General features: G+C 59.8%; 24 protein-coding genes and 1 pseudogene. 9 read left to right on the top strand and 16 right to left on the bottom strand.

The window, feature by feature from the left end; translation table 11 throughout:
* Window positions 1-279 (top strand): annotated as a pseudogene (locus QN377_RS16475) (hypothetical protein); the annotation flags it as partial.
* Here QN377_RS16475 and QN377_RS16470 read toward each other — a convergent pair.
* Window positions 227-1,129: a LysR family transcriptional regulator gene (locus tag QN377_RS16470; RefSeq protein ID WP_095002862.1), complete on the bottom strand. Its 903-nt coding sequence runs from the start codon at window positions 1,127-1,129 to the stop codon at window positions 227-229. The pseudogene QN377_RS16475 and the gene QN377_RS16470 sit on opposite strands and share 53 nt — an antisense overlap.
* A gap of 160 nt (window positions 1,130-1,289) precedes the next feature.
* Between QN377_RS16470 and QN377_RS16465 the strand changes: the two genes are divergently transcribed.
* Window positions 1,290-1,670 carry a RidA family protein gene (locus QN377_RS16465; protein WP_095002861.1) on the top strand — a complete coding sequence of 127 codons (381 nt, stop codon included), beginning with the start codon at window positions 1,290-1,292 and terminating at the stop codon, window positions 1,668-1,670.
* A 57-nt stretch (window positions 1,671-1,727) separates the two neighbouring features.
* Here the strand turns inward: QN377_RS16465 and QN377_RS16460 are convergent, their stop codons facing one another.
* A complete protein-coding gene (locus QN377_RS16460) occupies window positions 1,728-2,099 on the bottom strand; it encodes a GFA family protein (RefSeq protein ID WP_095002860.1) in 372 nt (123 codons plus the stop codon).
* A 183-nt stretch (window positions 2,100-2,282) separates the two neighbouring features.
* Between QN377_RS16460 and QN377_RS16455 the strand changes: the two genes are divergently transcribed.
* Both QN377_RS16455 and QN377_RS16450 read left to right on the top strand, forming a co-directional pair.
* The gene (locus QN377_RS16455; protein WP_095018626.1) at window positions 2,283-3,146 is read left to right on the top strand and encodes a sensor domain-containing diguanylate cyclase; all 864 of its coding nucleotides are present in this window, start codon (window positions 2,283-2,285) and stop codon (window positions 3,144-3,146) included.
* Between the two features lie 273 nt (window positions 3,147-3,419).
* A complete protein-coding gene (locus QN377_RS16450) occupies window positions 3,420-4,721 on the top strand; it encodes an MFS transporter (RefSeq protein WP_095002858.1) in 1,302 nt (433 codons plus the stop codon).
* A gap of 90 nt (window positions 4,722-4,811) precedes the next feature.
* Here the strand turns inward: QN377_RS16450 and QN377_RS16445 are convergent, their stop codons facing one another.
* The 3 genes from QN377_RS16445 to QN377_RS16435 all read right to left on the bottom strand — a co-directional run bounded on the left by QN377_RS16445 (window position 4,812) and on the right by QN377_RS16435 (window position 7,092).
* Entirely contained in the window at window positions 4,812-5,351 is a 540-nt protein-coding gene (locus QN377_RS16445) for a DUF1523 family protein (protein ID WP_095018627.1), read from the bottom strand.
* 254 nt (window positions 5,352-5,605) lie between these two features.
* Complete coding sequence (locus tag QN377_RS16440) at window positions 5,606-6,715, bottom strand: DUF1615 domain-containing protein (RefSeq protein WP_095018628.1); 1,110 nt, start codon at window positions 6,713-6,715, stop codon at window positions 5,606-5,608.
* Between the two features lie 35 nt (window positions 6,716-6,750).
* Entirely contained in the window at window positions 6,751-7,092 is a 342-nt protein-coding gene (locus QN377_RS16435; protein WP_322212762.1) for an FKBP-type peptidyl-prolyl cis-trans isomerase, read from the bottom strand.
* A 306-nt stretch (window positions 7,093-7,398) separates the two neighbouring features.
* Here QN377_RS16435 and QN377_RS16430 point away from each other — a divergent pair, with 306 nt between their 5' ends.
* The 4 genes from QN377_RS16430 to QN377_RS16415 all read left to right on the top strand — a co-directional run bounded on the left by QN377_RS16430 (window position 7,399) and on the right by QN377_RS16415 (window position 11,923).
* Window positions 7,399-9,657: a FepA family TonB-dependent siderophore receptor gene (locus QN377_RS16430; protein ID WP_095018629.1), complete on the top strand. Its 2,259-nt coding sequence runs from the start codon at window positions 7,399-7,401 to the stop codon at window positions 9,655-9,657.
* A gap of 103 nt (window positions 9,658-9,760) precedes the next feature.
* A complete protein-coding gene (locus QN377_RS16425; protein ID WP_095002853.1) occupies window positions 9,761-10,051 on the top strand; it encodes an iron transporter in 291 nt (96 codons plus the stop codon).
* Window positions 10,048-11,586 (top strand): PepSY-associated TM helix domain-containing protein, encoded by a 1,539-nt coding sequence (locus tag QN377_RS16420; protein WP_095018630.1) that lies wholly within the window; start codon window positions 10,048-10,050, stop codon window positions 11,584-11,586. Before QN377_RS16425 ends, QN377_RS16420 begins: the two co-directional genes overlap by 4 nt.
* A gap of 1 nt (window position 11,587) precedes the next feature.
* Window positions 11,588-11,923, top strand: a complete 336-nt coding sequence (locus QN377_RS16415) for a DUF3325 domain-containing protein (protein ID WP_095002851.1) — start codon at window positions 11,588-11,590, stop codon at window positions 11,921-11,923.
* Between the two features lie 104 nt (window positions 11,924-12,027).
* Here QN377_RS16415 and QN377_RS16410 read toward each other — a convergent pair whose 3' ends face one another.
* The 3 genes from QN377_RS16410 to QN377_RS16400 all read right to left on the bottom strand — a co-directional run bounded on the left by QN377_RS16410 (window position 12,028) and on the right by QN377_RS16400 (window position 14,369).
* Window positions 12,028-12,696, bottom strand: a complete 669-nt coding sequence (locus QN377_RS16410; protein ID WP_095002850.1) for an amino acid ABC transporter permease — start codon at window positions 12,694-12,696, stop codon at window positions 12,028-12,030.
* A 3-nt stretch (window positions 12,697-12,699) separates the two neighbouring features.
* A complete protein-coding gene (locus tag QN377_RS16405; RefSeq protein ID WP_322212765.1) occupies window positions 12,700-13,428 on the bottom strand; it encodes an amino acid ABC transporter permease in 729 nt (242 codons plus the stop codon).
* A gap of 134 nt (window positions 13,429-13,562) precedes the next feature.
* Complete coding sequence (locus tag QN377_RS16400) at window positions 13,563-14,369, bottom strand: ABC transporter substrate-binding protein (RefSeq protein WP_095002848.1); 807 nt, start codon at window positions 14,367-14,369, stop codon at window positions 13,563-13,565.
* A gap of 204 nt (window positions 14,370-14,573) precedes the next feature.
* Here QN377_RS16400 and QN377_RS16395 point away from each other — a divergent pair, with 204 nt between their 5' ends.
* Window positions 14,574-15,314 carry a hypothetical protein gene (locus tag QN377_RS16395; protein ID WP_141232517.1) on the top strand — a complete coding sequence of 247 codons (741 nt, stop codon included), beginning with the start codon at window positions 14,574-14,576 and terminating at the stop codon, window positions 15,312-15,314.
* 78 nt (window positions 15,315-15,392) lie between these two features.
* Here the strand turns inward: QN377_RS16395 and QN377_RS16390 are convergent, their stop codons facing one another.
* From QN377_RS16390 to QN377_RS16355, 8 genes are all read right to left on the bottom strand, one after another.
* Window positions 15,393-16,991 (bottom strand): ABC transporter ATP-binding protein, encoded by a 1,599-nt coding sequence (locus tag QN377_RS16390; protein WP_095018632.1) that lies wholly within the window; start codon window positions 16,989-16,991, stop codon window positions 15,393-15,395.
* Between the two features lie 8 nt (window positions 16,992-16,999).
* Complete coding sequence (locus QN377_RS16385) at window positions 17,000-18,022, bottom strand: ABC transporter permease (protein ID WP_095002845.1); 1,023 nt, start codon at window positions 18,020-18,022, stop codon at window positions 17,000-17,002.
* Window positions 18,022-19,092, bottom strand: a complete 1,071-nt coding sequence (locus QN377_RS16380; protein ID WP_095002844.1) for a microcin C ABC transporter permease YejB — start codon at window positions 19,090-19,092, stop codon at window positions 18,022-18,024. Before QN377_RS16380 ends, QN377_RS16385 begins: the two co-directional genes overlap by 1 nt.
* A gap of 1 nt (window position 19,093) precedes the next feature.
* Window positions 19,094-20,971 (bottom strand): extracellular solute-binding protein, encoded by a 1,878-nt coding sequence (locus QN377_RS16375; RefSeq protein WP_095002843.1) that lies wholly within the window; start codon window positions 20,969-20,971, stop codon window positions 19,094-19,096.
* Between the two features lie 136 nt (window positions 20,972-21,107).
* Window positions 21,108-23,834: a TonB-dependent receptor gene (locus QN377_RS16370; protein WP_095018633.1), complete on the bottom strand. Its 2,727-nt coding sequence runs from the start codon at window positions 23,832-23,834 to the stop codon at window positions 21,108-21,110.
* A gap of 220 nt (window positions 23,835-24,054) precedes the next feature.
* Window positions 24,055-24,456 carry an ExbD/TolR family protein gene (locus QN377_RS16365; protein WP_016780647.1) on the bottom strand — a complete coding sequence of 134 codons (402 nt, stop codon included), beginning with the start codon at window positions 24,454-24,456 and terminating at the stop codon, window positions 24,055-24,057.
* Complete coding sequence (locus QN377_RS16360) at window positions 24,456-25,160, bottom strand: MotA/TolQ/ExbB proton channel family protein (RefSeq protein WP_095002841.1); 705 nt, start codon at window positions 25,158-25,160, stop codon at window positions 24,456-24,458. Before QN377_RS16360 ends, QN377_RS16365 begins: the two co-directional genes overlap by 1 nt.
* Before the next feature lie 53 nt (window positions 25,161-25,213).
* On the bottom strand, window positions 25,214-26,023 hold the full coding sequence (locus tag QN377_RS16355; protein ID WP_322212768.1) for an energy transducer TonB: 810 nt from the start codon (window positions 26,021-26,023) through the stop codon (window positions 25,214-25,216).
* Window positions 26,024-26,536: the final 513 nt, after the last annotated feature.

Here is a 26,536-nt window from a genome sequence, read left to right as displayed (position 1 = left end):
TCCGCTGAATATGCCAGTCTGTCAGAGCAGCCGCACAGGCTGGCGCACCAGCACAAGCAGGCCCTTCAGGCCTATCTTGAGGAAATATGTGCGCAAGCGGGCTATATGAATCCGCGCGTGGCAGCCATGCAGTTACTGCTGATCGGCGAGGGCCTGATCGTGTCCTGCCAGGTCAATGGTGCGTGCCCTGAGCTGATCATGGCGGGCAAGGAGATGCTGGTTTTGCTCAGTGCTCAACGGGCTGCTGACCCGGCGCAAAGAGCTCATCCAGCAAGCTGAACACGGTGCTTTTCACTGCGCTGTTGAGCTCGGTCCATGCCAGCCCGGTCGTTGCCCGGTAGTCCTGCAGTTCCAGCGGCCTGGAGATGACATTGGCAGGTAATGCGCGGCCGGCATTGGCCGGCAGCAAACCGACCCCCAACCCGGCAGAGACCAGCGCAAGCATGGTGGTGAACTCGCCCAGCTCGGTTGCATTTTGCAGATGCGCGCCCCGGTGGGTGAGCGCCTGCATCACTTCATCGTAAAAACCGGGGGCGTAGCGCCGGGCCAGGATAAACACCGGCAGCTGGCTCAGGTCGGTTGGGTGCAGGCTGGTGCAGGCCACCAGCGGATGGTCGCCGGGCAGGGCGACAATAAAGCTTTCCTGCAGCACTTCGCGGGTCTGGATGCCCGGGATGGTGGCTGGCAGACGCATCAGTCCGAAATCAAGCTGGCCGTTTTTCAGTGCTACGGCCTGATCCGGGCCCGGCATGTCCTTGAGTTCCAGTTCGATGCGCGGGAAGCGGGCATGCAGCGAGCGGATCAGCCTTGGCAGCAATTGGGGCAGTACCGAGGACACAAAACCAAAGCGTACCCGGCCGATTTCGCCGCGCCCGCACGCCCTGGCCACATCCGCGGCATGGGCCGACTGGTAGAGCGTGGCCCTGGCTTCGGGCAGGAAGAGAGTGCCCACTTCGGTCAGTGCCACCGAGTGCCGGTTACGCTCGAACAAACGCACCCCCAGCTCTTCTTCAAGCATTTTGATCTGCATGCTCAGGGCCGGTTGCACGATGGACAGCCGTTGCGCGGCGCGGCCGAAGTGCAGCTCTTCGGCCAGGGTCACAAATGATCGCAGGTGTTTGATTTCCACAGAGCACTCCAGGCTATGCAACGACGTCATGGCGAAGCGCATGGTAATGGATCACGGGCAGTTTTAGCCAAGCACGACAATGTGCTGCTGCGCAAAAAGACGCGCACGGCGCGAGCGGACGTTGGACAATAGGTGTTTTAACTCAAGCGAGTGATCACTTATGTCGCAACACGACCTGACTTTCATCCCTGATCCTGATGCGGACTCCATCTCTTCGGATGTTGCCGGCTTTGCGGGTTTGCTGGTTTCGACGCAGATACCAACCCGTGCGGATGGCAGCCTGGAACTGGGCGGGATTGTCGAGCAGAGCGAGTGCACATTGCAGGCGCTCAAGCTGGCGCTGGAGAAGGCGGGCAGCTCGATGGAGCGGGTGTTGCACCTGACCATTTACCTGACCGATATGGCTGATCGGGCAGCGTTCAATGAAGTCTACAAGCGATTTTTTGCCAAGCCTTGGCCGGTGCGGGCAGCTGTGGGCGTGGCCGAGCTGGCCGTTGCGGGGATGCGGGTTGAAGTGACGGCCATGGCGGCCAAGGGCTGATAACAAGGCGAAGGGGTTGAAAGCCCCTCGCCCTGACCCTCTCCCATAGGGCGAGGGTCAAACCCAGTGCACAGGCGAGTCGAGGTAAAGGTGTGTTTGCTTTTGTGCCACAAAGGGGCTGTCGAGCGTGCCCAGTGCTATGGAAATCCAGTCGGCAAATTCACCTTCGCTGCGTGACCAGAACAGGGTCGAACCGCACTGAGAGCAGAACTCGCGCAGCACTGACGGCGAAGAAGAGTAGGCCGTGATCCTGTCCGCCCCTTGGACTATCCGCAATGCGCTGCGCGCAATGCTGGCATAGGAGGCGAATGCTGCGCCATGGCCTTTGCGGCACTGTCCGCAATGGCAATGACTCACTGCTTTTGGCGTTGTGAGCAGTTCATAACGGACCGCTGCACACAGGCAGCTTCCTTGATATCGCCCTGTCATGGGTCGTCCCTGTGTTTGAGCAAATGCTGACTTTAGCACCTCGATGCAATCCGTTGGATGTCACTGTGAGAGAGGCGGACGTCCGGATTTTGACGCCAAAAATGCCACATAAAATGGTAATTTGGCCATTGCTTTGCTATCAGGCTATGATCAAGGCGATTTTCAAATCGGACACCCTGAGCTATGGCCGTTGACCTGCAGGCGCTCTATCCCAAACTGATCCACCTGATGCTGGACACGGTGTTTGTGGTCGACAGGGACAACCGGATTGCCTTTGTCAGTGATGCCTGCCAGACCCTGCTCGGCTACCGTGCCGACGAGCTTACGGGGACCCTGATCACGGACTATATACACCCTGAAGACCTGGCGATTTCACGGGCCTCCATTGTTCGGGTGATGAATGGCCAGGCCCATGTCGATTTTCGCAACCGTTATGTGCGCAAGGATGGCGCTGTCGTGCATATCCTCTGGGCTGCCTTCTGGTCTGAGGATGTCGGTGCGCGGATCGGGGTTGCGCGGGACGTGACAGCCTTGAGGGCGGCCGAGGACGAATTGCGTTTTCTGGCCCATCACGACCCGCTGACCAAACTGACTAACCGCTCGCTGTTCAATGACCGCCTGGAATCTGCCCTGCGTGCAGCACATCGGCGCCAAGGCACCCTGGCCCTGCTGTTTGTGGATATGAATGACTTCAAGGACATCAATGATGTCTATGGGCATGCCATGGGCGATCGCGTGTTGTGCATGGCTGCGCAACGCCTGCACCGTTGTGTGCGCGAATCGGACACGGTGGCGCGCATGGGCGGTGATGAGTTCACCGTGTTGTTGACCGATATCCAGTCCGCGGACGACGTGGCCTGGAAAATCGAACAGATTACTGCGGCGATGGCCGAGCCGCTCGGGGCTGAATTCGGCGGGATCAAAATGCCGTCTTGCAGTATTGGCATGGCCTTTTACCCCGTGGACGGAGAGGATGCCGATACGTTGCTCAGCCATGCCGATGGCGACATGTACCGGATAAAAAGGCACGGTTCCAGAGCCGGGTAACAAGGGGGAGGGTACCTGCGTCAAAATGGCCTGACAAATCCCGGGCCGCGCTCTTCAACTTGTACCTGTCTGCGGCTACTATGCGCGCCCTGATTCTGCCTGGTCGATGCTTGTCTTGAGCCCTGCCTGTCACTCGCCGGCCACGTCCGTGGCGTCGAGGATGCACAATCACACACCCCGGTTTTTCTGTCTCGCCCCGGCCTTTGCCGGCAGGTGCCGCTGTGCTTTTGCCCGAGCGGGTTATCCATTGATCAATGAGGTCTTGAGTCAATCATGTCTGTCCAATTGCTGGCGATGGCGCTGGCGCCGTTACTTGGGCTGTTTATCATCAGTATCGGCAACGGCATGCTTGCCTCGCTGACCACACTGCGCCTGGACACAATGGGCCAGTCGGCGACCATGGTCGGTATCGTGTCTTCGGCGTATTTTATCGGGCTGACCCTGGGCTCGATCTTCAATGACCGGCTGATCGTACGCATCGGTCATATCCGCGCCTACAGCTGCTTCGCGGCATTGATTGCCACCTCGATCCTGTTCCAGGGCATGTCATCCGAGCCCTGGACATGGTTTGTCCTGCGCCTGGTCAACGGTTGGGCCAGCGTCGGCGTGTTCCTGGTGGTGGAAAGCTGGTTGTTGATGGCCGCCGACCCCAAGATTCGCGGGCGCCTGCTGGCTTTGTACATGATTGCCCTCTACGGTGCGGGGTTGCTGGGGCAGGTCAACCTGGGGGCCATTGCCCTGACCGGTGACACGGTGCCCTTTATGATCGCCGCCATATTGGCCTCGCTATCGTTGTTGCCCATTGTCATGTTGCCGCGGGCAACCCCGATTGTTGAACGCGCAGAACCGCTGATGCCCTTGCAGTTGCTGCGTGCCACGCCCACCGGGGTGATTGGCTGTTTTGGTTCGGGTATTGCCATTGCCGCGGTGTATGCGTTGCTGCCCTTGTACCTGCAACGTATCGGCCTGGACGTGACCGAAGTCGGGCATATGATGGCCTGGGTGATTCTTGGCGCCATGCTGTTGCAGTACCCGGTCGGGCGCTGGTCGGACCATCAGGACCGGCATCTGGTATTGATCGTGCTGGGCGCTGCCTGCGCAGTGCTGTCATTGATCATCCTGATGCTGCCAGCGGGTTCGCCGTTACTGGTAGTGGCGTTTTTTCTGCTGGGGGGCGGTATCTTCGCGATTTACCCGGTGGCGGTCAGCCATGCGGCGGATCGGGCATCGTCGGGGGCGATTGTGAGCATGATCCAGGGCCTGTTGCTGATCAACTCCCTGGGCTGTGCCATCAGCCCGCTGGTGATTTCGCCGCTGATGACCCGGGTCGGTGAAGCCGGGCTATTCTGGGCCCTGGCCGCGCTGAACCTGGGCCTGGTGCTGCTGTTTGCCTGGCGTCGTGCCAAGGGCTCGGAGCCAGTGACCGCAGCTCCCTTTACCGCGGCGGCACAAATGTCGGCCGTCGGGGTCGAGATGCGCGTCACCGAAGACCTGGCCCAGGCGGTGCTGGAGCATGAGCGCGAGGCCGATGGCGAGGTGTCAGACGAGTTGGCTGTTGCTACCGGCAAACCTTGAGGTCAAGGACTGCCGGTGTGGCCGTAGGGGAGGGTGTCGCGGGTGACCGATTGACGGCCCCTGGAATGCGCCCCCGCAGGGGCGCAGCGATCAATTGACCGGCATTTGCGGGCGACGTTTGACGCGACGCTTGATAAAGATGGCAATCACGATCAAGAGCAGTGCCAGCACGCTGAAGAACACCGTGTTGAACCAGGGGAAAGGCTCATCCCGGCTGTTGGTGGCTTCGATCGCAGTGATGTTGGGGAACACCGAGAAGATCTTGATGCGCCAGCCGTAGTAGCGGATCAGCGCCAGCTGGTTGGCATCGCGGGAGTAACCCTGGGCCTTGGCCTGGATATCGGCAGAGTCGAACTTGAAATACCAGGGGAAGGACCAGCCGGTGTCTTCGTTGCGATAAACCATGACCTCCTTGGTCACCGGGTCTTCAGTGTTGATGAAATACACATCCCGGGTCGGGCCGTCAGCCGGGTTTTCTGCGCTGATCACACCGTTGTGATCCATGCGCTTGACCTCAACCCCCGTGACCATCACCACATCGTGCTGGGGCAGAAAGTAAAACAGCCCCAGCCCCACGGCGCCGACTGCCAGCAGGATGACTCCCAGAATGATGCCTTTGAGCCATTTCATGCAAAAACCACGCACATATCAATTATTCCTGATGACTGTTGATTGAACTTGCGGCGCAGCTTATCGCAGCCTGCCCAAGGGACTACAAGGCCTGCATGCGCTGGCTACATAATTTGTAGCATTTTAGCTGTGCGTTTGCTCGCAGGCCTGCGCACCTCTCTTTGTGGCAGCGAGCCTGCTCGCGATACTGACGACACGGTCTGTGAGGTAGATCGTGTCGATACCCTCGCGAGCAGGCTCGCTCCCACAGAAAATCAACGGCTGGCCGCTGCCCGGCTGATGCAACGCTGACGGCGTTCATCAACCCGCTGGGCAAACCAGGCGGTGGTCAGGTTGCGGGTGATTTTCGGGCTTTGCAGGGTGATGCCCGGTAATACCGCACGGGGCAGCGGCTTGCCTTGCTGGCGGTCGGCGAGGGCGAACACGTCCTGGTACAGGTCGGTTTCGTTGAAGTCCAGGCTGTCGCCTTTTTCAAGCTGACGGCGGATAGCGTTATTGCTCAGGCCCAGTTGCTTGCCCAGGGCGCGTACAGCCCGCTCGGTGGAGCCAACCGCGTAAGAGCCCGGAATAGTCAGGTCGCCATCCAGTGCCAGCGGTATGCCAGATGCACGGCTGACGGCATTCTGAAAAGCGGCATTGCGGCTGGCGTACCAGCCCGCGTTGAAGTCGGCAAAACGGTACAGCGACTGGTTGTAGTCCACCGGGTAACCGAGCAGATGGGCGATGCCGAAATACATGCCACCGCGGCGGGTGAAGACTTCCTGGCGGATCGAGTGGGCCACCGGGTAGGGATAGTCCCGTGCACGCTTTTCGGCAAAAGCGATGCTGACCTGCATTGGCCCGCCGGTATGCACCGGGTTCAAGCCGCCAAACAAGCTTTTGCCCAGTGGCACCATGCCGATGAAATCATCAAAAATGGCGCTCAACTGGCCCTCGGTGCGGGCCGCATCCAGGCGTTGGTTATAGGTTTTGCCGTCGGGCGAAGTGATGCTCAAGGCACTGCGCACTACAAATTCGGGGATATGCAGCTTGCCGGCGCGGCGGTTGATTTCGCTGCGGGCGATCTTGCCCAGGCCCGGTACCGGCGGGTCGGCCTGAAAGGTCGATTCCTGCTCGGTCACAGCCAGCACGGAACAGAGGTTTTCATCGGTGGCCGCCAGGCCTTGGGCAGTGAATGCGACCTGGATATCCGTTGCCCAGCCGGTGCGGTCTGCAACCTTGGCCGGGAGCAGTTGCACAATGCGGGCGCGGGTCTGGTCGGGAGTCCGGCTTGGCAGTGTTTGTGTGCTCTGACTGCTGCAACCTGCCAGTACCATTAGCGGAATAATCGGTAAACAACACCTGAAAAATCGATTCACCAGCATTTAACTCCCTATTAGTGCGCAACCTGCAGTCGCGCTCAATCGTCGCGTGTAATCACTTCCAGCAGTTCGATCTCAAACCGCAGGTTGGAGTTCGGTGTGATATGCGCGCCCATGCTTCTTTCACCATAGGCCAGGTGCGCGGGTACCTGCAGTGCGCGCTTGCCGCCGACCTGCATGCCCATCAGGCCGATGTCCCAGCCCTTGATCACTCGCCCGGTGCCGATCACGCACTGGAACGGCTTGCCGCGCTGATGTGAAGAGTCGAATACCGTGCCGTCTTCGAGCCAGCCGGTGTAGTGCGTGGTAATCAGGGCACCTTTGACCACCGCTTTACCGTCTCCGGGTAACAGGTCAGTGATGTGCAGTTCGTCAGTCATGGCGATAAGGCTCAAAAAAGTAGGATGAAGGATTGTACAGGGCAGGGGGATTTGTTGATCCAAAGGCATTGTTACATTTTGTATTAATTATTTTATGTAGGAAAAGGCTCTAAAACAAAGGGATTGCGGAACTTCCAAATGAGTATTGATGTCATTTGCGCTTTACTCTCAAATGAGAGTCCCTATCATCGCAGCCCTGGCAGTGCCGGGGAAAGCTAAACACGTAGGTCCTTTCGAGGTCGTGCGTCAGCAATTACCAGCCTTTGGCCTGCTGAGCACACTCCATTGTTAAGGGATCAACTGGACATGTCGTCTCGATTCAACCGCAGTCATCTTTCACTGGCTCTCATGGCCGCTCTGGCTTCGCCCACCCTGCTTGCCGACGCACTTGAGCGTGAGCGTGACGAAGTACCGGTAGAGGCCACCGATTTGCCGGTGGATGGCACCCGCCAGGCGTTGCAACTCGAAGAAACCCGTGTATTGGGCACTGCTGCCCAGGAGCTGAAGCAGGCACCCGGCGTGTCGATCATCACCGCCGAAGACATCAAGAAACGCCCGCCGGCCAATGACCTGTCCGACATCATTCGTCGCGAACCCGGGGTCAACCTCACCGGTAACAGTTCCAGCGGCGCCCGCGGCAATAACCGGCAGATCGACCTGCGTGGCATGGGCCCGGAAAACACCCTGATCCTCATCGACGGCAAGCCGTCTTCTTCGCGCAATGCCCAGCGCTATGGCTGGAGCGGCGACCGTGATACCCGTGGCGAAACCAACTGGGTACCGGCCGAAGAAGTCGAGCGCATCGAGATCCTGCGCGGCCCGGCAGCGGCGCGCTACGGTTCAGGGGCAATGGGCGGGGTGGTCAATATCATCACCAAGCGTCCATCGGACAAGCTAAAAGGCTCGTTGACCGCCTATTACCTGGCGCCGGAAGACGACGCCGAAGGTGTCAGCAAACGCACCAACTTCAACCTCAGCGGGCCGATCACGGATGATCTGGTGTTTCGTGTGTATGGCGGCCTGAACAAGACCGATGCTGACGATCCGGGCATCAATACCGCTGCCCAGGCCTCCCCCGACAGCGTCGTGGCGGGCCGCGAAGGCGTGCGCAACAAAGACATCAACGGCCTGCTCAGCTGGCAATTCACCCCTGAGCAGAGCCTGGACCTGGAAGCCAGCTACAGCCGCCAGGGCAATATTTTTGCCGGCGACACCATGCTCAACAGCGGGGGTGACTTCGTCAACAGCCTGACCGGCAAAGAGACCAGCGTGCTACAGCGGAGCACCTTTTCGGCTACCCACAATGGTTCGTTTGACTGGGGCTCGACTTCGGCCTCGCTGACCCACGACCTGACCCGCAACGCGCGCCTCAACGAAGGCCTGGCCGGTTATGGTGAAGGTGCACCTTCTGCCAGCGCCGGCAGTTTTGAATCGCGCCTGCGCAATACCCGCGCTACAGGTGAGGTCAATCTGCCGCTGAACATGGGCACCGCCCAGGTACTGACTCTGGGTGGTGAATACCTCTACGAGTCGCTCAATGACCCGGGCTCGTTGCGTCCGCAAAGCTGGGATCCGGGGGCTGACGGTACACCCGGCCTGCCGGGTACGGACCGTACGCAAACCAAAACCACGGCCAACAGCTATGCGTTCTACGTCGAAGACAATATCGAAGTCGGCGCCAAAACCATCGTTACCCCCGGCGTGCGCTTCGATCACCACAGCGAATTTGGCGGCAACTGGAGCCCGAGCCTCAACGCCTCGCATCAGCTCACCGATGAGTTGAGCATCAAGGGCGGTATTGCCCGGGCCTACAAGACCCCGAACCTGTACCAGTCCAACCCCAACTACCTGCTGTACAGCCGCGGTGGTGGCTGCAGCTCGGTTGAAGTGAATATCGGTGGCTGCTACCTGGTGGGTAACCCGGATCTCAAACCGGAAATCAGCGTCAACAAAGAGATCGGTCTGGCGCTCGACAAGGGCACCTGGCGCACCAGTGCCACCTATTTCCGCAACGACTACCAGAACAAGATCAATGCCAGCAACGAATCGGCATTCCGCCTGCCCAACGGCCGTCGCGTGCTGCAATGGGAAAACAGCGGCAAGGCCATCGTCCAGGGGGTGGAAGGCAACCTGTTTGTCAGCTTGCGTGAGGATCTGGACTGGAACACCAACCTGACCTACATGATCGAAAGCAAGGACAAGGAAACCGGCGACCCGCTGAGCATCATTCCCAAGTACACCGTCAACACCATGCTCGACTGGTACGCCACCGAAAAACTGTCGTTCCAGGTCAGCGGGACTTACTACGGCAAGCAGGAAGCGCCCAAGCGCAACAACCGCGCCAATGAAGCACTGGACAAGTCGGTGCAGCAGCCCGTCGATCCTTATGGTCTGGTGGGCTTGAGCAGCGGCTATGAGTTCAACAAAAACTTCAGTGTGCGGGTGGGCATCAACAACCTGTTCGACAAGCAACTGTACCGCAAGGGCAACTCGGACGAGGCGGGCGCGCAAACCTACAACGAGGCAGGCCGTGCGTACTTTGCGTCTGTGACCAGTTCGTTCTGACAACACCGCGGCCCATGCAGGCGCGACATCCGTGAAAACGGGTGTCGCGCCGTTGTCGCATCTGGCGCAGGCAAAAACCGGAGCTCGATAGAGGATTGAACACATGAAACTTGCAACGTCGGCCTGGGCGCCGATCGTGTCTCGCACACTGGCAGCACTGGTTGGTGGTTATGTCTTTACCTATGCCTTTACTGCGGCATTGGCGCGGCTGCTGCCGCTGGACAATGTAGACGCGATGATCGTCGCCAGCCTGCTGTCGTTTGTGATCTACACCTTCGCCATTTTGTGGGCATTTGCTGCCCGCCACCAGTGGTCGGCCTGGATGGGCGCGGTGCTCGCCGTGCCCCTGGCCGCCATCGGTTTTTGGCCGCAACTGCTGGAGCGACTGGGATGAAACAGACCCTGACCCAATCCATGGCCTGGCTGCACACCTGGGGTGGCCTGATCGTCGGCTGGTTGTTGTTCGTGATCTTTTTGACCGGCAGCCTGGCCGTGTTCGATCAGGAGATCGACAACTGGATGACCCCCGAGCTGCCGGCCCACCACCTGACCGATGAGCAGGCCGCGCAACGCGCACTGAGCTACTTGCAGACGCACAAGGCTGACGCAAAACAGTGGGGTATCAGCCTGCCCTATGAGCGCTCGCCGCAATTGCAGGCCTCCACCGGCGGGCGCCGTGATGGCGTGTCGGTGACCCTGGACCCGGATACCGGCGAGGTGATGCCGGTTCGCGAAACGGTAGGAGGGCGGTTTTTCTTTCTGTTCCACTTCACCCTGCACATGCCGCGCATGATCGGCATTTACCTGGTGGGTGCGCTGGCCATGGGCATGCTCGCGGCTTTGGTCAGCGGCATCGTGATCCACAAGAAGTTCTTCAAGGAATTCTTCACCTTTCGTCCCGCTAAAGGCCAGCGCTCGTGGCTTGACGCGCACAACGCCAGTGCCGTGCTGTTGCTGCCTTTTCACTTGATGATCACCTACACCGGGCTGGCGATTTTTCTGGTGATCTATATGCCGGCGGCCATGGATGCATTGTTCGATGGTGACCGCGAGGCCTTTTTCAAGGCACAGGACAAGGCGCCGGCCAGCGTTGCCGTACAGCGCCCGGCAACCGCAGAGCCTGCACCGCTGGTGGCCCTGGGGCCGTTGCTGAGCCAGGCCCGGGCTGTCATGGGGCCGTTGGGCGGGATCAGCATCAGCAACCCCGGCATGAGCAATGCCGAAATCCAGATTCGTCCGATCCTGGGCAATCGCATTGCCCTGACCAAGGGCCAGGGCATGCGCTTTGACGGCGTCACCGGCGAGCAGTTGGCCGGCCCCACTGAAATGCGCCCAACGGTGCTGACCCATCGGGTGATTTCCGGGCTGCACTTTGCCCAGTTCGGCGGTTACCCGATGCGCTGGCTGTACTTTATTTGCGGGCTGATCAGCAGCGCCATGATCGCCAGCGGGCTGGTGCTGTTCACCGTCAAGCGGCGGCGCAAATACGCCAGTGAAAGTCGCGTCGCCCAGGTGCTCTACCGTCTGGTCGAGGCGATCAATGTCACCGTTATGGCGGGCTTGAGCCTGGCCTGCATCAGCCTGTTGTGGGGCAACCGGCTGTTGCCGTCGGGGATGACCGAACGGGCGGATGCTGAATTGAATGTGTTCTTTGGCATGTGGGCGTTGAGCTTTGCCCATGCCTTGCTGCGCCCGCGCATGCAGGCCTGGCGCGAGCAACTCGGGTTGGCGGGAGGGTTGTGCCTGGCCTTGCCGTTGTTGAGTGTCTTCACCGTCAACCGGCCTTGGGCACTGCACAGCAGCATGGGCGTCGAGCTGACTGCTATGGCCCTGGGCGCTTTGTTGCTGTGGGCCTGCTGGAAAGTCTCGCAACCGGCGGTTGAGCGGGTGCCACGTAAAAAAACCGCCGTCATGGCCGAGGTAAATTGAGATGCTGGCTGATTATTTTGCTGCACTGGCGTTCGCTTACATCGGCATGCTTACCTTGTGCCAGGGGTTGGAGCGTCATTACAAACAGGTGTGGGGAAAGCCGCCTGCGGCCCGCTTGCGCCGTGTGCTACGGGTTGCCGGTTGGCTAAGCCTGGGGCTGAGTTTCTGGTTTTGCGGGTTGGCCTGGGGCTGGGCGATGGGGCCGGTGGGCTGGTTTGGCATGATCTCGTTAAGCGGTTTTAGCCTGCTGATGCTGTTGCCGTATCGGCCGCGACTGGCCGTGTGGCTGCCAATGGGCTTTGTGCCGGTTTGGGCGGTGATCGCAACCTTGCACTGATCGTTGTGGGAGCGGGCCTGCCCGCGATTTGGACAACGCGGTCTGCCAGGCAAACCGCAGTGATGCCATCGCGAGCAAGCCCGCTCCCACAGGTGAGAAGGTGGTTAGCGCTTGACCCACCGATTGGCCATCCAGTCCAGGCCACTGCACAACACAAAGTACACCAGCGCCACAAACAGGAAGATTTCCGTCGGGTGCACCATCACCCGGTTGCTGATCTGGGTGGCAACAAACGACAGCTCGCCGACCCCGATCACGTACGCCAGCGAGGTGTCCTTGATCAGTGAAATCCATTGGTTGAGGAAGGAGGGCAGCATCATCGGCAGGGCCTGCGGCAGAATGATCAGACGCAACACTTGCCAGCTACCCAGGCCGAGAGCCTTGCCCGCCGCCCATTGCCCGGCCGGCAGGCTGCTGATCCCGGCATACACCGAGTGGGCCAGGTACGCACCGCCGATCAACGACAGCGCGCACACCACGGTGGCCAGCGCGGGTACATCGACCTTGAACAGGATGGGCAGCAGGAAGTAACTCCAGAAAATCAGCATCACCACCGGAATTGCCCGCAAAAAGCCCAGCACACCCAACAACAGCCAGCGCACCTTGCCGCGAATCATCACCAGGGCAATGCCCAGCACCAACCCCAGCAGTGCCGAGATGATCCCCGACAACAGGCTGAGCAGCAGCGTCAGTGCTGCACCGCCCAAAGGTCCGTTGGGCCAGGCGCCGAGCATGAAATACGAAAAGTTGTCGCTGATAACCGAAAAATCCATGACTTACACCCCTCCCTGGCGATACCACTTGCTGCGTGCAATCAATTGGCCAAGTACTTCGAGCAAGGCAATGCTGGCCACATACAGCAGAGTGGCAAAACCGAAGGCCTGAAAGGTCTTGAAGGTTTCGGTCTCGACCTGACGCGAGGCGTAGGACAGCTCGGCCAAGCCAATGGCCATGGTCAGAGACGAGTTTTTCAGGGCGTTCATATACTGGCCCAGCAACGGTCCCAACGCCGTGCGCAGCGCCTGCGGGAACACGATATAGCGCCACACCTGTGCCGGCCTCAAGCCCAGCGCCAGACCTGCCGCCCGTTGTTCCACCCGCACCGAACTGACACCGGCGCGAAACTCCTCGCAAATAAAAGCGGCGGTGTAGAGCATCAGCCCCCAGAACCCGGCGAGAAACTCAAACGACGGCCAGTCAACTTCAAACAGCCCCAGTGACAGGCTGCGCGGCTGGTTGAGCCACATCACCAGCCCTTCGGGCAGCATGGCCGTGACCCCGAAGTACCAGAAAAACAGCTGCACCAGCAGTGACGTGTTGCGAAACAGGGCCAGGTAGGCCCGTGCCGGCCACGACCACACACGCAAAGGCGAGAGGCGTGCCAGGCACAGCAAAAACCCCAGCCCGGTAGCCACCAGGCAGGTCAGCAGGGAAAGGATCAGGGTGAGGACAAAACCATCGAGCAACCAGTGCAGGTATTGCGGGGCAAGCAGTTCACCGAACATAGAAACAGCGTCCATCCAGAAACGAGCAAACCCGTCCGGTTGACCGTGACGGGCTGAAGGAGACAGGAACTGTGGGAGCGAGCCTGCTCGCGAAAAGTCTTCGCGAGCAGGCTCGCTCCCACAGAGGCATTGGCTTAGCTCTTGTCGCCAATCTTGTACAGGCGGGTCAGCGGGGTCTTGGTGGTCGGGCCGAACCAGGCGTCATAAATGCCCTGGGCCTTGCCCTGGGCTTCGAGGTCGGTGAGGGTCTGGTTGACCACCTCGGTCAGGCGCGCTTCGCCTTTAGGAATACCGACACCGATCAGGTCATTGGAAATGGTGAACGGCGGCACTTCGTATTTGTCCTTGTCCGGCACATTGGCCAGCAGGCCGATCAGCTTCGGGCCGTCCTGGGTGATGGCCTGGACGTTACCGTTGCGCAGGGCAGTGAAGGCGAACGGGGTGTCATCGTAGGCCACCACTTTGGCACCGGGGAATTTCTCGCGCAGCACGCCTTCATTGACCGTGCCCTTGTCCACCCCTACGCGCCATTTGTTCAGCTCCTCGGGGGATGTGAGGGTGCCTTTCTTGACGATAAATTGCTGGCCCGAAGCAAAGTACGGAATGCTGAAATTCACCTGCTCGGCGCGCTCGGGGGTGATGGTGAAGTTGGCCAGTACCAGGTCCACCTTGTTGGCCACCAGTAGCGGTACGCGGTTGGCCGGGTTGGTTGGCTGCAACTGCAACTTCACGCCCAGCTTGTCGGCGATGGCCTTGGCGTAGTCGACGTCGAGGCCTTCGATCTGCTTGCTGTTGGCATCGACAAAACCAAATGGCGGGTTGCTGTCAAAGGACGCCACGCGCAGCACACCGGATTTTTTGATGTCATCCAGACGATCGGCGTGGGCCAGGCCAGACAGGACAGCCAGGGTCAGGGCGGTGAGGGCAGTGAATTTTTTCATTTCGTTCTCATCATGAGTTGGAAGAGTTATGACGAGAGTCTTGCAGGAAAATTAGCTTTTAAAAAAGAATATAAAATGATTTATATATTCGATTTGGAGATATAAGGGCTTTGCAGTGCAAGGGCCTTGAGCCTTACTCGCTAGATAGTGGCCATTGGCCAAAAACTGCTCTAGGCTGCACGGTTTTTCTGGACGGAACTACCTGTGATGCTGTTTTGTAAGACCAAAGCCTTGATTCATTATTCGAAGGTGCCGGTAACCGTCTTTGCCCAGCGACATTTCAAGGTCAACACCCAGGGTCGGGTTTATACACTCGACCTGTTCAAGCACAGCCGCTACGCCACTACCAGCGCAATCGCACCAAAATCGGCACTGGTTTTCACCGGAAAAGCACTTGAGAAATTCAAGCCACACCCCTTGTTCACCCTATTGTTTTTCAAGCGATTTATGGGGCAGTACTGGACGCGGGCGGTAGGCGACGTGATCTGGACCCCAGCCGATGAAACGGCCCACGGTGATGTACTGCATATCACGGATATACAGATCATTCCTGTCGTGGGAATGGAGCGAAAATGCAGGCAGTACGCAAAAATCTTTTTGCGATACCTGGGGGACATTTTCCCGTTCGCCCTTGGCGCAGGGATATATTTGCTGGTTCACAGCGACATGAACACGGCGATTGAGCTGCACTTAAATCAATACATCACCTGGTACAAGGTCGGTTTCTGGTTGTTTATCGCTTGTTTGGCGGTGTCCATGATTTTTGCTCTGATACAGCAAGCTAAACGCTGGGGGGCTGTCGCTGCGCCGTTTCAGGTTGACTTGCAGGCGCTGGGGTTGGTCAGCAGCAACCCCGTTTATGCTCCGGACACCAATTGTCTTTGCTACAAAACCAGAGCGTTGTGTAAACGTGCAGTGGGCTGGGTACGTAGCCTCTGGAGTTAACCGTCTCCCACAGGAAGGCCCTAGCACCAACATACAAGCAGCTGATGAGCGGAGCGAGGCTGCTACGGGGGCGGGCGTTTATGCAAACTCATGCTCCTGTGTCTTCAAGCTGCTGGCCTGCAGCAATTCCCGGGTATAGGGGTGTTGCGGGTTGTCGAAGATGGACTGCGCATCCCCTTGCTCCACCACCTTGCCGTCCTTGATCACGATCATGTCGTGGGCCAGGGCATGCACCACCGCCAGGTCGTGGCTGATAAACAGGTAGGTCAGGCCATGCCGGGCCTGCAGGTCGCGCAGCAGGTCGACCACCTGTTTTTGCACCGTGCGGTCCAGGGCCGAGGTGGGTTCGTCGAGCAGTATCAGCTCCGGCTCCATGACCAGCGCCCTGGCAATGGAGATGCGCTGGCGCTGCCCGCCCGAGAACTCATGGGGGTAGCGATGACGGCTTTGCGGGTCCAGGCCCACTTCCTGCAAGACCCGGATCACCGCCGCCTCGCGTTCTTGCTCAGCGCCAATGTCATGGGCCAGCAAGCCTTCGCTGATGATCTGCTGCACCGACATGCGCGGGCTCAGGCTGCCAAACGGGTCCTGGAACACCACCTGCATTTGCCGGCGCAACGGGCGCAACAGGTTCTGGCTGAGGATGTTCAGTTGTTTATTACCGAAGCGGATTTCGCCCTCTGAGTCCACCAGCCGCAAAATAGCCTGGCCAAGGGTCGATTTGCCCGAGCCGGACTCGCCGACGATGCCCAGGGTGCGGCCTTTTTTCAGTTCAAAACTGACCCCATCCACCGCCTTGATAAAGTGTCGCTCGCGACTGAACAGCGGTTTGGGCAGGGGGAACCAGACTTTCAGGTTGTCCACTTGCAGCAGGTTGTGACGGTGCTCTCCCGGTACCGGTCGGCCACTGGGCTCGGCCTCGATCAGCATGCGGCTGTAGGGGTGCTTCGGCTCGTTGAACAGGGCCTCGCAACTGGCCTGCTCGACAATCTCGCCACCGCGCATCACGCACACGCGCTGGGCAATCTTGCGCACCAGATTGAGGTCGTGGCTGATCAGCAGCAACGACATGCCCAGGCGCTGTTGCAGGTCGATCAGCAGTTCGAGGATTTTTTGCTGCACCGTCACATCCAGCGCCGTGGTCGGCTCATCGGCGATCAGCAGTTCCGGCTCATTGGCCAGGGCCATGGCGATCATCACCCGCTGGCGCTGCCCGCCAGACAGTTGGTGCGGATAGGCATTGAGGCGCTTGGCCGGTTCGCGGATGCCCACCAGTTCCAGCAGCTCCAGGGTGCGTTGCCGCGCAGCGCGGGTTTTCAGTCCCTTGTGGGTGATAAGGATTTCACTGATCTGTTTTTGCACGGTGTGCAGCGGATTGAGCGAGGTCATCGGCTCCTGGAAGATCATCGCAATGCGGTTGCCGCGCAAGCTGCGCAACTGAGCTTCGCTGGCATGCACCAGATCAACGCCGTCGTAGCGGATGCTGCCTTGGGTCTCGACAGCCTTGCCCGGCAGCAGGCGCAGGATCGAATGCGCGGTCACCGATTTGCCCGAGCCCGACTCGCCCACCAGCGCCATACACTCGCCACGGCGGATATCGAGGTTGATGCCGTGAACCACTTCTGCCCCGGCAAAGCTCACGCGCAAGTCGCGGATTTCTATCAGTGTGTTGGTCATGTCAATTCTCAGGTCCGGGGATCGAAGGCGTCGCGGCAGGCTTCGCCGATAAACACCAGTAGCGACAGGATCAGCGCCAGCGCACAGAACGCGGTCAGGCCCAGCCACGGCGCCTGCAGATTGTGTTTGGCCTGGCCGATCAGTTCGCCCAGGGATGCGCTGCCCGGGGGCATGCCAAAGCCGAGAAAGTCCAGGGCGGTGAGGGTGGCAATGGCACCGGTCAGGATAAACGGCAGGTAGGTCAGGGTGGAGGTCATGGCGTTGGGCAGGATATGCCGGCGCATCAGTGCGCCGTCAGTCAGGCCCAGGGCCCGCGCAGCCTTGACGTACTCCAGGCTGCGCCCGCGCAAGAACTCGGCGCGCACCACATCCACCAGGGCCAGCCAGCTGAACAGCGCCATGATGCCCAGCAACCACCAGAAACTCGGAGCGACAAAGCCGGACAAAATGATCAGCAGGTACAGCACCGGTAACCCGGCCCAGATTTCCTGTACGCGCTGGCCAAGCAGGTCGACCAGGCCTCCGTAGAAGCCTTGCAGGGCACCGGCGGTAATGCCCACCACGGTGCTGATGGCGGTCAGGATCAAGGCAAAGAGGATGGAAATCCGTGCGCCGAAGATCACGCGGGCCAGTACATCCCGGGCCTGATCGTCAGTGCCCAGCCAGTTGGTGGCGCTCGGTGGGCTGGGTGAGGGCTCCTGGAGGTCGTAGTTGACGGTGTCGTAGCTGAACGGAATCGGCGCGAAGAGCATCCAGCCGCCCTGATCGGCAATCAGCTTGCGTACGTAGTCGCTGCGGTAGTCGGGTTCAAAGGGCAACTCGCCGCCGAAATCGGTTTCGAGGTGACTGCTGACAATCGGAAAGTACCAGCTGTCCTTGTAGTGAATCGCCAGGGGCTTGTCGTTGGCAATCAGTTCACCGCCCAGACATACCACGAACAGCCCGATAAAAATCCACAGTGACCACCAGCCACGGCGGTTGGCCTTGAAATGTTTGAGGCGGCGACGGCCAAGAGGAGAGAGGTTGAACATCAGGCAGTCCTCGCCGAGAAATCAATACGGGGATCGAGCAGGGTGTAGCACAGGTCGCCGATCAGCTTGATCAGCAGGCCGAACAGGGTGAACAGAAACAGGGTGCCAAACACCACCGGGTAGTCCCGTGATACCGCCGCTTCGTAGCTCATGCGGCCGATGCCGTCGAGGTTGAAGATGGTTTCAATCAGCAGCGAGCCAGCAAAGAACACCTCGATCAACGCCTGGGGAATCCCGGCTACCACCAGCAGCATGGCGTTGCGCATCACATGGCCGTAAAGCACGCGGCGCTCGGTCAGGCCTTTGGCCCGCGCGGTAACCACATACTGTCGGCTGATTTCGTTGAGAAAGCTGTTTTTGGTGAGGATGGTCAAGGTGGCAAAACCGCCGATCACCAGCGCCGACACGGGCAGTACCATATGCCACAGATAATCGCCGATCTTGCCGAAGAAACTCAGGCTGTCGAAGTTGTCCGAGACGATGCCCTGCACCGGGAACCAGCTGACATAACTGCCGCCGGCAAACACCACGATCAACAGAATGGCGAACAGAAAGGCGGGCATGGCGTAGCCGATGATGATCGCCGTGCTGGTCCATACATCGAAGGCGCTGCCATTGTGTATGGCCTTGCGGATGCCCAGCGGAATGGAAATCAGGTAGGTGATCAGCGTCGCCCACAGGCCCAGCGAGATGGATACCGGCAGCTTCTCCACGATCAGGTCAGTGACCTTGGCCCCGCGAAAGAAACTGCTGCCGAAGTCCAGTTGCGCGTAGTTCTTGAGCATCAGCCAGAGACGCTCGTGCATGGGTTTGTCGAAGCCGTAATGCTTGGTGATTTCTTCAATCAAGGCCGGGTCAAGGCCGCGACTGCTACGGCTGGCCCCGCCGGCGGCCGCGGCCATTTCGCCACCGCCGCCGCCGACCGCAGCGCCACCGAAGCCCTGCAGGCGGGCAATGGCCTGATCCACCGGACCACCGGGGGCGGCCTGCACGATCATAAAGTTGACCACCAGAATGCACAGCAGGGTGGGGATGATGAGTAACAGGCGACGGCTGATGTAATGCAGCATCTCAATGGCCCTCCGGCTGTGCGTTGGCCTGGCCATACGCAGCATTGGTTAATGGGGTTTTGCTGACTTCCCACCAGGTGTCCAGGCCTTCGTCGAATTTGGCCTCCCTGGCGGGCTGGCCGAAGCGGTTCAGGTACACCGTCGGGGTGCCGACCGAGTAGTAGTGAGGGATCATGTAGTAGTTCCACAGCAATACGCGGTCGAGGGCGCGGGTGTAATGCACCATCTCTTCGCGGCTGTTGGCCTGGACTACCCCGTCAATCAGCTTGTCGACGGCCGGGTTGCGCAGCACCATGTTGTTGGAAGCACCCGCCTGGGTGGCGCTGCGTGAGCCAAACATGTCGTACAACTCACGGCCGGGCGAGACGATCGGCTGGCCGCTGCGGGGGAACTGGCCGACCATCATGTCGTAGTCACGGGCATTGGTGCGGTTGATGTACTGCGCCGAGTCGACCTTGCGAATGTCCATGGTGATACCGATCTGCGCCAGCGTACGTTTCCAGGGCAAAACCATGCGATCGAAGCCGCTGGGGCTGTCGAGAAAGGTGAAGCGCAGCGGTTCGCCCTTGGCGTTGACCAGCAGGTTGTCTTTGGGTGTCCAGCCGGCTTCCTTGAGCAGCGCCAGGGCTTGCAGTTGTTTGTCGCGGATATAACCGCTGCCATCGGTTTTCGGCGCCTGGTACACCTGGGTGAACACTTCATCGGGGATCTGCCCGCGCAAGGGTTCGAGAATCTCCAGTTCACGGGCGTCGGGCAGTGCCGTGGCGGACATTTCGCTTTTCGGGAAGTAGCTCTGCGCGCGGACATAGAAGTTGCGCATCATCTGCTTGTTGGTCCATTCAAAATCCCACAGCAGGCTCAGCGCCTCGCGTACCCGGCGATCCTGGAAAAACGGGTTTTGCAGGTTGAAGGTAAACCCCTGGCCGGCACTGGGTTTTTCCTTGGCGAACACGCCTTTTTGCAGGCGCCCGTCGCTGAGCACCGGGCTGGCGTAGCCGATGCTGAAACCGGTGGCGGAGAACTCGCGGTTGTAATCGAATGCCCCGGCCTTGAGCATCTCGCGGGCCACGTCGATGTCACTGTAAAACATCACTTTCAAGCTATCGAAGTTGTACAGGCCCTTGCTGACGGGCAAGTCTTTGGCCCACCAGTTTTTGTTGCGCGCAAAGGTGACACTGCGCCCCGGGTCAACCCCGGAGACCGAATACGGACCGCTGCCCAGCGGTGGCTCGTAGCCGCCACCGGCGGTAAAGTCGCGGGTCTTCCACCAGTGTTCCGGGAGGATATGCAGACTGGCCAGATCCAGCGCCAGGGTGCGGTTCTGGTTGTTCTTGAAGTCGAAACGAATCTGCAGCGGGCCTTCGATGACCCTGTCCTTGACCTCGCCGTAGAGCATGCGATAGCTCAGGCTGCCTTTGGTCATCAGCGTGTCGTAGGTAAAGGCCACGTCTTGGGCGGTGATCGGCGTGTCGTCAGCGAAACGGGCCTTGGGGTTCAGGTAGAAACGCACCCACAGGCCGTCGGGGTCGCGCTCGATCTTCTGCGCGACAAGCCCGTAAACCGTATAGGGCTCGTCCAGCGAGCGGAAGGCCAGGGGGGCATTCACCCATTGATCGACCTGGGCGACACCGGTGCCCTGGTCGATATAGGGCGACAGGTAGGTGAACTGACCGATTTCCATCGATGTTCGACTGAGCGAACCGCCCTTGGGCGCGTTCGGGTTTACAAAATCGAAGTGCTGGAAGTCGGCCGGGTATTTGGGCGCTTCGCCATACACCGTCAGGGCATGGCCGGGCGCGGCGTTGACGCTCAGGCACACGCAGGACAGCACGGGCACCAGCAGCGAACGGAGCAGGGGCAGGAAAAATGCAGACATCATTGGGCTTCCTTGTACCGCGTGTTGAACCATCGACTGCCTGGAAAAATCCCCGCCGCATTGCGCGTGAAAATGCGGCGGGGTCGCGATTTCGCAGTTAACCCGCTACCAGCCGGAGTGAGCCGGCAGCGGTGGTTGCTCAGAAGTGATAGGTGGCACGGGCGAAGAACGTACGGCCCATCGGATCGGCATAACGCGGATCGAAGCCATTCTGGAAGTTGTAGGCCTGGTTGGAGAACGGCGGGTTACGGTCGAACATGTTCTTGATCCCCGCATCCAGGTCCACGGTCTTATTGAAAGTGTAGCCACCGGAGATATCCCACAAGGTGTAAGACGCTACACGGGAGTGGGTGTCCGGATCGGCGTCGTCATAGCCGCTGGTGAAGCGGTTGACCAGCGAGGCCCGGTAGGCGCCCAGGTTCCAGGTGCCGCTCAGCACGTGTTTCCAGCGCGCGACCATGCCGTCATCCTTGAACGCGCCCACTTTGTCGGTGTAGCTGCCGCCAATGGTGGTCTGGTAGTCATAGCGCGACACATAGGTGCCTTGCAGGCCAAGGCCGAACTGGCCGTAGGGAGTGTTGGGGAACTTGTAGTCCAGCGACACGTCAACACCGCTGGTCTTGACAGCACCCAGGTTGGCGAGGCCGGTCTGTACATAGTTGAGCGAACCGTCGGCATTGCGCACATAGCGGTCGGCATAGGCGTTCGGATCGTCAAAGACGGTGGATTCCGGGAACTCGGCAATCTGGTTGGCGATGTGGATCCACCAGAAATCCAGGCCCATCGACAGATTGCGCACCGGTTGGTAGACAAAACCGACGGTCACGTTGCGGGCTTTTTCAGGGGACAGTTCAGTGTTGCCGCCGGTGCGGTTATGGAACTGCTGGCCGCAATCGCGCCCGGCGTTGCCCCCCGGTTGCACTACGCCACCGGTGCACAGGCGCGGATCGTTGTAGTAGCCCTGGGTGTAAGTGGTGTACTGCGGGTTGTACAGCTCGTACAGCGACGGTGCGCGGAAGCCCTCACTGTAGGCACCGCGAACCACCAGCTCCTTGACCGGCTGGTAGCGGAACGAGTATTTCGGGTTGGTGGTGCTGCCAAAGTCGCTGTACTTGTCGTGACGCACGGCGGCTGACAGTTCGAGGCTGTCGAGTACGGGCACGTTCAGCTCGGTGTACACCGCCTTGACGTTACGGTCACCCGAGACACTGGCGTCGGGGTCGGCCCCGAGGCTGGAAATATCCGCGACAAAACCATCGAAGGTCTGGTGGAACTTCTCCTGACGATATTCACCGCCGATCGCCAGGCCCGACGGGCCTGCGCCGAACCAGTCGCCGATCTCACGGCTCATGCGCCCGTCGATACCGGTGACCCGGCCCACCGAGGACATGTACTGGCCATGGTATTGGTGATCGTCGATATAGGCCTGCCCGGCAGGTGTTTGCGGGCCAAACGGGTTGATGATGCCATCAGCAATGCCGTTGAGCATGGCCGCGTCGCTGGCGTAACCGCCAGTCACACTGGAGTTCACCTGATTCTGGTTGTACGAGGCACCGACATTGTAATCCCAGCCCTTGGCCACACCATCGAAGCTCAATACCAGGCGCTGGCTGGTATTCTGGTCTTTGCTCTGGCGGCCACCGGCAGCGGTTTCACGCCAGTTCAGGCCGATCGGTTGCGAGGGATCGAAGGATGGATCGCTGGTGCCCGGGGTTATGCCGTTGCCCGGGTAGTAAGGCGAACTCGGGTCCATGCTGGCGCCAATCAGTGGTGCGGGGGCAACACCCACGGCATTGTTGTTACGGGCCCAGAAATACTCCAGGTTGACGTTGTCGTCATCGGTGATCTTGCCGGTCGCTTTGCCGAAAAAGGAGGTCTTCTCGGTTTCAGGCAGCAGGTCGATATAGTTGCGCGTGTCATAGCGGCATAGCCCCTGGCGCAGGACCAGGTTTGCCCCGTTGCAACCATTGGCCGCCAGCGGGTTGGTATTGATATTGCCCTGGCTCCAGTTGGCGGGGTTGGACGTGCCGGAAGTCTGATCCAGGCCGCGGCCCGGTTCGTAGTTACTGGCGAACGTGCGGTCCTTGGCATGCAAGGCGTTTTGCTTGTTATAGCCGGCAACGGCCATGACGTTGAAACGGTCTTTTTCCAGATCGCCGTAGCCCCAGCTACCGCTGATATCGTGGCTGTCGCCACCACCACTGGCATCTGCACCTTCGCCGCCCAGTGACAGGGTGCCGTCGGTCATGGATTTTTTGGTGATGAAGTTGATCACGCCGCCAATCGCGTCAGTGCCGTACAAGGCCGATGCGCCGTCGCGCAATACCTCGACGCGGTCAATGGCGGCAAACGGGATGGTGTTCAGGTCTACCGCAGAACCGTCAATGGCGTTATTGCCCAAACGGCGGCCGTTGAGCAGCACCAGGGTCTTGTTGGCACCGATACCGCGCATGTCGGCAAAGGTCGACCCCCCGGTACCGGAACCCACGGAGCTGGCCGAGTTGCGAAGTGACTGGTTGCCCGTCACGCGCTGCATGATTTCGGCCGTGGTGGTCACGCCTTCGTTGCGCAACTGCTCGGCGCGCAGGATGGTGATCGGCACGGCGGTTTCGGCATCCACCCGGCGAATCGCCGAACCGGTCACTTCGACCCGGTCCAGTTGCGTGGTGGCCGGCGCTGCGGCGCTGTCGGTGCTGACCGTGGCCGCACTGACGGCAGCGGACGAATCATCCGTGGTGCTCACTTCGGCTGCCTGCAACTGGCCCGCGCTCATCCCCAGAGCGACCAGATACAACGGCACAAAACGGTGTCGCTGCAAGCTTGCAACGAGCGGCTTGAGGGTAAAACCTGAACTCTTCATCTGCATGGTTATTTCCGGCTTATTCAGACGTTTATTGGAATGGCCTTGTGAGCCCTCATGACTCCAGTTGGGTTGTGTCGACCCGGGCAAAACACTTTTTTCAAGCAAGCCGCTCCCCTGCAGGGGCCAAAAGCCCCTGCGCGGCGTGGGTGGTGCGTGGTTACATCAGGATCAAAAGCCCCTCACCCTGGCCTTCTCCCTATGGGAGAGGGGTGGGGTGAGGGCTTCATCTGGCGGTCATCACCGATATCTTGGTAATGCCCGAGCGTTCAATGGAGGCCATGGCCTTGGCCACCTGGCCGTAGTTGACACCTTCGTCCGCCTGCAACTGCACGCGCACTTCCGGGTCCTGGGCCTTCACGTCCTGCAGGCTTTTTTCCAGCAGTTCGGGGGCCACTTCGTTCTTGGCCAGGTAGAACTTGCCGTCCTGGTCAACGCTGACCACCACCGGGTCCTTTTTTTGCGCCGAGGCCACGGCGTCGGTCTTGGGCAGGTTGATCTTGATCGCGTTGGTCATCATCGGCGTGGTCACGATAAACACCACCAGCAGTACCAGCATCACGTCCACCAGCGGGGTGACGTTCATTTCGCTGAGTACTTCGTCACTGTCCTGGGTTGAGAAAGACATCAGCTTGCCTCCCGCACTGGGGTGCGCTTGTTGGAAATGGCCTGGCGGTCGATGGCAAAGGCGCTGCGCTGGGCGAGGGCGTCGAAGTCATGGGCAAAGTCGTCCATGTTGGCCGAGGCCAGCTTGAGGCGACGCAGGAAGAAGTTGTAAATCAGCACTGCCGGTACCGCGACCGCGATCCCCACGCCGGTGGCGATCAGGGCATGACCGATGGGCCCGGCCACGGTCTCCAGGCTGGCGGAGCCGGTTGCGCCGATGGTTTGCAGCGCTTCCATGATTCCCCACACGGTGCCGAACAGACCGATAAAGGGCGCGGTGCTGCCGATACTGGCAAGAATCGCCTGACCGCTTTCCAGGGCGCGGCGCTCTTTTTGGATCTGCTGGCGCAGGTTGCGCTCCAGACGATCGGAGCGGTTGATGGTGTGGGCCAGTTGCTGGGTGGTGCGCGGGCTGTCATCAACAATCATGGCTTCAAAACCACTGTTGGCGATGCGGGCCAGGGCACCGGGGTACTGGCTGGCGTGTTCGGCCGCCGTCAGCAGGTCAGGGGCTGCCCAGAAGGCTTTGCTGAATTGCGAGTTTTGCGCTTTCTGGCGCAGGTATTGCGATGACTTGATGAGCAGCAAGGCCCAGCTCACCACCGAAAACAGCACCAGTGCCCAGAGCACCCCGGGGACAATCATGGAAGACATAGACTCGTTCATGGTTACACCTCACACGGCGGCTAAATAAAAGTTAGTGTCGGCACCCGGCTGGGTTATTCCGGCAATTTGAAAGAGATGGTCTGGGTGGCAAATCCTTCGATGGGGGTATCCCCTCGTTTGGCCGGGACAAACTTCCAGTTGCGTACGGCTTCTACAGCCGCGTCATCGAGTGCCTGTTTACCGCTGGATTTGGTGACCTCCACCGTCCCGGCGCGCCCGTTGGGCAGTACCTTGATCCGCAGCACCACAGTGCCTTCCCAACTGCGTCGCAAGGCCAGGGATGGGTACTCGGGCGGCGGGTTGCCAAGGCTGGCGAGCCCCGATACCGCCGCGGTTTCCTTGACCGGACCCGGTGCTGCGGCAGGCGCCGCGGGTGCTGCTGGCGCAGTCGGTGCCGCCGGGGCAGCAGGTGCCGGTGGGGCGGGCTTGACCGGCTGCGGTTTTTGCACCGGCTTGGGCTTGACCACCGGTTTGGGTTTTTCTATGGGCTTGGGTTTTTCCACCGGTTTTGGCGGCTCCTTCACCGCATCTTCGTCCTCGGGTGGAGCTTCGGGTTCTGGCGGCGGCGGTGGCGGTGGCGGCTCTTCCACGGGTGGCGCCGGTGGTGCCGGGCTGGTTAGTTCGACGGTCATTTCCGGAATTTCGGGCGGCGTGACCACGGGCTCGGCCTTGGCCTGCTGCATGACCCACCAGGCGCCTGCGTGCAGCAGGGCAACCAGGCCCACCAGCAACAACGCCCGCGATGTAACCAGGCCTGCGGGTGTCGAGGTGTTGGGTACATGGGGAATATGGGTCCACTGCTGTACTCGTTCGGCGTCGAGCAGCGGGGCAGACCGCGTTTTATTCTTTACCTCGTCACTCATAAAAGTCCCTCGACTAAATGAAGGGCAATAAGGCTCCGTTCGCCCTTGCACGCAGGGACGAGAACTGTTTGTTTAACGGTTGTGTAATAAGTGCAGGAAAACACTTATTACGGTGTGTCAAAAGCGGGAGGGCAAGAATGTCATGTGTATTCCTTGTGTTGAATCAAGAGGTACGGTGTCTGGAGGTTTGTAAAGTTCCGTTAAGTTAGGTAAAGCAACAGCTATGCCAACAGCGCAGGAAATGTAGGGTGATGGCGGTTTATTTAATAAGGGTGTGACAGGTTTCATCCAGAGTAATAGTGCAAGGGATAATGACGGGGCATGAACTAAGGCGTCGCACAAAGTAAGGGGCTTAGTTGAATGAATGATACGGCGCTATTGTCTGACAATCAGGCAATCGCAGGCGGGTGTAATAAAAGAGTGCACCAACGTGAACAGTGACTGCCAACTAACAGTGCAGTTGTCGGGTCCTATGGCTGGCAGGCTGGGAAGCGTGTGCCATCAGGGAGCGCA

This window comes from Pseudomonas sp. CCC4.1, from assembly GCF_035019225.1.
In the GTDB taxonomy this organism is placed as follows: Bacteria; Pseudomonadota; Gammaproteobacteria; order Pseudomonadales; family Pseudomonadaceae; genus Aquipseudomonas; species Aquipseudomonas bubulae.
The sequence above is the reverse complement of the archived record's forward strand: the minus strand, read 5'-3'. Positions and strand labels throughout refer to the sequence as shown.

Bases quoted from the DNA above. Each gene is read 5' to 3' on its own strand.
- QN377_RS16465 (WP_095002861.1), top strand. From the start codon at position 1,290: ATGTCGCAACACGACCTGACTTTCATCCCTGATCCTGATGCGGACTCC.
- QN377_RS16460 (WP_095002860.1), bottom strand. From the start codon at position 2,099: ATGACAGGGCGATATCAAGGAAGCTGCCTGTGTGCAGCGGTCCGTTAT.
- QN377_RS16455 (WP_095018626.1), top strand. From the start codon at position 2,283: ATGGCCGTTGACCTGCAGGCGCTCTATCCCAAACTGATCCACCTGATG.
- QN377_RS16450 (WP_095002858.1), top strand. From the start codon at position 3,420: ATGTCTGTCCAATTGCTGGCGATGGCGCTGGCGCCGTTACTTGGGCTG.
- QN377_RS16445 (WP_095018627.1), bottom strand. From the start codon at position 5,351: ATGAAATGGCTCAAAGGCATCATTCTGGGAGTCATCCTGCTGGCAGTC.
- QN377_RS16440 (WP_095018628.1), bottom strand. From the start codon at position 6,715: ATGCTGGTGAATCGATTTTTCAGGTGTTGTTTACCGATTATTCCGCTA.
- QN377_RS16435 (WP_322212762.1), bottom strand. From the start codon at position 7,092: ATGACTGACGAACTGCACATCACTGACCTGTTACCCGGAGACGGTAAA.
- QN377_RS16430 (WP_095018629.1), top strand. From the start codon at position 7,399: ATGTCGTCTCGATTCAACCGCAGTCATCTTTCACTGGCTCTCATGGCC.
- QN377_RS16425 (WP_095002853.1), top strand. From the start codon at position 9,761: ATGAAACTTGCAACGTCGGCCTGGGCGCCGATCGTGTCTCGCACACTG.
- QN377_RS16420 (WP_095018630.1), top strand. From the start codon at position 10,048: ATGAAACAGACCCTGACCCAATCCATGGCCTGGCTGCACACCTGGGGT.
- QN377_RS16415 (WP_095002851.1), top strand. From the start codon at position 11,588: ATGCTGGCTGATTATTTTGCTGCACTGGCGTTCGCTTACATCGGCATG.
- QN377_RS16410 (WP_095002850.1), bottom strand. From the start codon at position 12,696: ATGGATTTTTCGGTTATCAGCGACAACTTTTCGTATTTCATGCTCGGC.
- QN377_RS16405 (WP_322212765.1), bottom strand. From the start codon at position 13,428: ATGTTCGGTGAACTGCTTGCCCCGCAATACCTGCACTGGTTGCTCGAT.
- QN377_RS16400 (WP_095002848.1), bottom strand. From the start codon at position 14,369: ATGAAAAAATTCACTGCCCTCACCGCCCTGACCCTGGCTGTCCTGTCT.
- QN377_RS16390 (WP_095018632.1), bottom strand. From the start codon at position 16,991: ATGACCAACACACTGATAGAAATCCGCGACTTGCGCGTGAGCTTTGCC.
- QN377_RS16385 (WP_095002845.1), bottom strand. From the start codon at position 18,022: ATGTTCAACCTCTCTCCTCTTGGCCGTCGCCGCCTCAAACATTTCAAG.
- QN377_RS16380 (WP_095002844.1), bottom strand. From the start codon at position 19,092: ATGCTGCATTACATCAGCCGTCGCCTGTTACTCATCATCCCCACCCTG.
- QN377_RS16375 (WP_095002843.1), bottom strand. From the start codon at position 20,971: ATGATGTCTGCATTTTTCCTGCCCCTGCTCCGTTCGCTGCTGGTGCCC.
- QN377_RS16370 (WP_095018633.1), bottom strand. From the start codon at position 23,834: ATGCAGATGAAGAGTTCAGGTTTTACCCTCAAGCCGCTCGTTGCAAGC.
- QN377_RS16365 (WP_016780647.1), bottom strand. From the start codon at position 24,456: ATGTCTTTCTCAACCCAGGACAGTGACGAAGTACTCAGCGAAATGAAC.
- QN377_RS16360 (WP_095002841.1), bottom strand. From the start codon at position 25,160: ATGAACGAGTCTATGTCTTCCATGATTGTCCCCGGGGTGCTCTGGGCA.
- QN377_RS16355 (WP_322212768.1), bottom strand. From the start codon at position 26,023: ATGAGTGACGAGGTAAAGAATAAAACGCGGTCTGCCCCGCTGCTCGAC.